Source organism: Flavobacterium undicola, from assembly GCF_009909155.2.
Classification (GTDB): Bacteria; Bacteroidota; Bacteroidia; order Flavobacteriales; family Flavobacteriaceae; genus Flavobacterium; species Flavobacterium undicola.
In genome coordinates this window covers 1-5,255 of the sequence record NZ_JAAAPM020000062.1, presented here as the reverse complement: position 1 = coordinate 5,255, position 5,255 = coordinate 1, and the positions used below count along the sequence as shown (strand labels likewise).

Sequence of the window (5,255 nt, the reverse complement as noted above, 5' to 3'; positions counted from 1 at the left end):
AAAGAAAGGCGACGACATACTCTCCCACAAAACTGCAGTACCATCTGCGCAGGCGGGCTTAACTACTCTGTTCGGGATGGGAAGAGGTGAGCCCCGCCGCAATAACCACCTTAAGGTCGTTGTTACTTGAGGTAACTTTTTAATTAATAAATAATTTACAATCAATCATTAATAATTAAAACAATATCTTAACATACTGAGATAAAGAAAGTATTTTTTGTATTAGAAAGTTTCTCCCTCCCGTCTTTTGGACGGGAGGAAAAGTTTGTACATAAGCTTACAGGTTATTAGTACTACTCGGCTATGACATTACTGCCTTTACACCTATAGCCTATCAACGTGGTCATCTCCCACGACCTTTAAAAGAAATCTCATCTTGTGGTGGGTTTCGCGCTTATATGCTTTCAGCGCTTATCCCTTCCCAACGTAGCTACTCTGCGGTGCCACTGGCGTGACAACAGATACACTAGAGGTTAGTCCAATTCGGTCCTCTCGTACTAGAATCAGATCCACTCAAATTTCTTGCGCCCACAGTAGATAGAGACCGAACTGTCTCACGACGTTCTGAACCCAGCTCGCGTGCCACTTTAATGGGCGAACAGCCCAACCCTTGGGACCTTCTCCAGCCCCAGGATGTGACGAGCCGACATCGAGGTGCCAAACCCCCCCGTCGATATGAGCTCTTGGGGGAGATCAGCCTGTTATCCCCGGCGTACCTTTTATCCTTTGAGCGATGGCCCTTCCATGCGGAACCACCGGATCACTATGCTCTACTTTCGTACCTGATCGACCTGTATGTCTCTCAGTCAAGCTCCCTTATGCCATTGCACTCTTCGCACGGTTACCAAGCGTACTGAGGGAACCTTTAGAAGCCTCCGTTACTCTTTTGGAGGCGACCACCCCAGTCAAACTACCCACCAAGCAATGTCCCCCACAACGCGGGGTTAGGCCTCAGATAAACAAAGGGTTGTATTTCAACAATGACTCCACAACGCCTAGCGACGCCACTTCACAGTCTCCAACCTATCCTACACATCATTTATCCAAGGTCAATACTAAGCTATAGTAAAGGTGCACAGGGTCTTTTCGTCCCACTGCGGGTAAACGGCATCTTCACCGTTACTACAATTTCACCGAGCTCATGGCTGAGACAGTGTCCAGATCGTTACACCATTCGTGCAGGTCGGAACTTACCCGACAAGGAATTTCGCTACCTTAGGACCGTTATAGTTACGGCCGCCGTTTACTGGGGCTTCAATTCAATGCTTCTCCGAAGATAACATCTCCTCTTAACCTTCCAGCACCGGGCAGGTGTCAGGCCCTATACTTCATCTTACGATTTTGCAGAGCCCTGTGTTTTTGATAAACAGTCGCCTGGACCTCTTCACTGCGGCCCTGATTACTCAGGGCGACCCTTCTCCCGAAGTTACGGGTCTATTTTGCCTAATTCCTTAGCCATGAATCTCTCGAGCACCTTAGAATTCTCATCTCGACTACCTGTGTCGGTTTGCGGTACGGGTACTATTAACCTGAAGTTTAGAGGTTTTTCTTGGAAGCCCTTAGGTGCACTATCTCTTTGTCCGAAGACTCCGAGTACTATCGTATTTCCCCAAGCCGCGTGGATTTGCCTGCGCAGCTTATAGGTAGGTACTTCAACGAACTATTCCGTCAGTTCGCGGCACTTTCATCACTCCGTCACCCCATCACAGTTAACAGTAGTACGGGAATATTAACCCGTTGGCCATCGACTGTCCCTTTCGGGTTCGCCTTAGGTCCCGACTAACCCACAGCTGATTAGCATAGCTGTGGAAACCTTAGTCTTTCGGTGTGCGGGTTTCTCGCCCGCATTATCGTTACTTATGCCTACATTTTCTTTTCTAACCAGTCCAGCATGCCTTACGACACACCTTCAACCCTGTTAGAATGCTCCCCTACCACTTGTAATAAATTACAAATCCATAGCTTCGGTAATACACTTATGCCCGATTATTATCCATGCTCGTCCGCTCGACTAGTGAGCTGTTACGCACTCTTTAAATGAATGGCTGCTTCCAAGCCAACATCCTAGCTGTCTGGGCAGACAAACCTCGTTCTTTCAACTTAGTGTATATTTGGGGACCTTAGCTGATGGTCTGGGTTCTTTCCCTCTCGGACTTGGACCTTAGCACCCAAGCCCTCACTGCTGAGAAACATTATATAGCATTCGGAGTTTGTCAGGAATTGGTAGGCGGTGAAGCCCCCGCATCCAATCAGTAGCTCTACCTCTATATAACTTTATGCTCAGCGCTGCACCTAAATGCATTTCGGGGAGTACGAGCTATTTCCGAGTTTGATTGGCCTTTCACCCCTACCCACAGATCATCCCAAGACTTTTCAACGTCAACGGGTTCGGTCCTCCACTGTGTGTTACCACAGCTTCAACCTGTCCATGGGTAGATCACACGGTTTCGCGTCTAACACTACTGACTAAAGCGCCCTATTCAGACTCGCTTTCGCTACGGATCCGTGGCTTAACCACTTATCCTTGCCAGCAACGTTAACTCGTAGGCTCATTATGCAAAAGGCACGCCGTCACCCCACGAAAGGGCTCCGACCGCTTGTAAGCGTATGGTTTCAGGATCTATTTCACTCCGTTATTCACGGTTCTTTTCACCTTTCCCTCACGGTACTGGTTCACTATCGGTCTCTCAGGAGTATTTAGCCTTAGCGGATGGTCCCGCCAAATTCAGACAGGGTTTCACGTGCCCCGCCCTACTCAGGATACCACTATCTATTACAATCATTACTTATACAGGGCTATCACCTTCTTTGGCTCTACTTTCCAGTAGATTCTAATTCTTCATGCATAAAATCTCGTGGTCCTACAACCCCAACATTGCCGTAACAACATTGGTTTGGGCTAATCCGCGTTCGCTCGCCACTACTTACGGAATCACTTTTGTTTTCTTCTCCTCCGCCTACTTAGATGTTTCAGTTCAGCGGGTTTGCCCACCTATCGGTGTACTATGTCTTCAACATAGTGGGTTGCCCCATTCAGGTATCTACGGATCAATCGATGTGTGCTCGTCCCCGTAGCTTTTCGCAGCTTATCACGCCTTTCATCGCCTCTGAGAGCCAAGGCATCCCCCATACGCCCTTATTTTGCTTATTGTACCAATCTCGTTATTTAAAACAAGACCGTTTTTGTTTGTCTTTTACTATCACTAGTAAAAAACGCTTTCTACTTTTAATATTTTTCTTATCTCAATATGTCAATGAACTTTAATATGTATTAAGACTGCTGTATTAAGTATTAAGATTTTGTCTTAATTCTTGATACTATCATCTTGATACTATCTGTGGAGAATAACGGAGTCGAACCGTTGACCTCCTGCGTGCAAGGCAGGCGCTCTAGCCAGCTGAGCTAATCCCCCATTTCTTTTAAAATTCCAAAATTTTTAATTTCCAAATTCCAAAAAAATAAGGATCTCAACCTCTAGAATTTCCTTTATTTAAGTTTTTTTTACAGTCTTTTTAATTTTTGTCTTAAAAAGTAGTCCCGGGCAGACTCGAACTGCCGACCCCTACATTATCAGTGTAGTACTCTAACCAGCTGAGCTACGAGACTCTGTTTTTACTTAAATTCTTATTCTTTTTTTTAAATTAACAGCAAGAGTAATAAAATGTCGACATTAAAAACCAATAGGTCTTTTTGTCTTTTTCCCTAGCGTGCATATAGCTAACACTAAGGCTCTAGAAAGGAGGTGTTCCAGCCGCACCTTCCGGTACGGCTACCTTGTTACGACTTAGCCCTAGTTACCAGTTTTACCCTAGGCAGCTCCTTGCGGTCACCGACTTCAGGCACCCCCAGCTTCCATGGCTTGACGGGCGGTGTGTACAAGGCCCGGGAACGTATTCACCGGATCATGGCTGATATCCGATTACTAGCGATTCCAGCTTCACGGAGTCGAGTTGCAGACTCCGATCCGAACTGTGACCGGCTTTGTAGATTCGCTCCTGGTCACCCAGTGGCTGCTCTCTGTACCGGCCATTGTAGCACGTGTGTAGCCCAAGGCGTAAGGGCCGTGATGATTTGACGTCATCCCCACCTTCCTCACAGTTTGCACTGGCAGTCTCGTTAGAGTTCCCGACATGACTCGCTGGCAACTAACAACAGGGGTTGCGCTCGTTATAGGACTTAACCTGACACCTCACGGCACGAGCTGACGACAACCATGCAGCACCTTGTAAATTGTCTTGCGAAAAGTCTGTTTCCAAACTGGTCAATCTACATTTAAGCCTTGGTAAGGTTCCTCGCGTATCATCGAATTAAACCACATGCTCCACCGCTTGTGCGGGCCCCCGTCAATTCCTTTGAGTTTCATTCTTGCGAACGTACTCCCCAGGTGGGATACTTATCACTTTCGCTTAGCCACTGAAGTTGCCCCCAACAGCTAGTATCCATCGTTTACGGCGTGGACTACCAGGGTATCTAATCCTGTTCGCTACCCACGCTTTCGTCCATCAGCGTCAATCAATTAGTAGTAACCTGCCTTCGCAATTGGTATTCCATGTAATCTCTAAGCATTTCACCGCTACACTACATATTCTAGTTACTTCCTAATAATTCAAGTCTAGCAGTATCAATGGCCGTTCCACCGTTGAGCGATGGGCTTTCACCACTGACTTACTAAACCGCCTACGGACCCTTTAAACCCAATGATTCCGGATAACGCTTGGATCCTCCGTATTACCGCGGCTGCTGGCACGGAGTTAGCCGATCCTTATTCTCACAGTACCGTCAAGACGCTACACGTAGCGTTGTTTCTTCCTGTGCAAAAGCAGTTTACAATCCATAGGACCGTCATCCTGCACGCGGCATGGCTGGTTCAGACTTGCGTCCATTGACCAATATTCCTCACTGCTGCCTCCCGTAGGAGTCTGGTCCGTGTCTCAGTACCAGTGTGGGGGATCTCCCTCTCAGGACCCCTACCCATCGTAGCCTTGGTAAGCCGTTACCTTACCAACAAGCTAATGGGACGCATGCTCATCTTTCACCGTTGTGACTTTAATTATAAAATGATGCCATTCTATAATACTATGAGGTATTAATCCAAATTTCTCTGGGCTATCCCTCTGTGAAAGGTAGATTGCATACGCGTTACGCACCCGTGCGCCGGTCTCTTGGTCCGAAAACCAATACCCCTCGACTTGCATGTGTTAAGCCTGCCGCTAGCGTTCATCCTGAGCCAGGATCAAACTCTTCATCGTATATT

The 5,255-nt window shown here is 47.2% G+C and carries 2 tRNA genes and 3 rRNA genes; all 5 read right to left on the bottom strand.

Going from position 1 to position 5,255, the window contains the following annotated elements:
* Positions 1 to 3: 3 nt before the first annotated feature.
* The 5 genes from rrf to GTZ96_RS17980 all read right to left on the bottom strand — a co-directional run bounded on the left by rrf (position 4) and on the right by GTZ96_RS17980 (position 5,250).
* Positions 4 to 113: ribosomal RNA gene (rrf, locus tag GTZ96_RS18000) — 5S ribosomal RNA — on the bottom strand.
* A 154-nt stretch (positions 114 to 267) separates the two neighbouring features.
* Positions 268 to 3,151: ribosomal RNA gene (locus tag GTZ96_RS17995) — 23S ribosomal RNA — on the bottom strand.
* 188 nt (positions 3,152 to 3,339) lie between these two features.
* A tRNA-Ala gene (locus GTZ96_RS17990) sits at positions 3,340 to 3,413 on the bottom strand.
* Positions 3,414 to 3,533: 120 nt separating this feature from the next.
* Positions 3,534 to 3,607 (bottom strand) — tRNA-Ile (locus GTZ96_RS17985).
* Positions 3,608 to 3,736: 129 nt separating this feature from the next.
* Positions 3,737 to 5,250: ribosomal RNA gene (locus tag GTZ96_RS17980) — 16S ribosomal RNA — on the bottom strand.
* The 16S, 23S and 5S rRNA genes sit together here with 2 tRNA genes alongside, the layout of an rRNA operon.
* Positions 5,251 to 5,255: the final 5 nt, after the last annotated feature.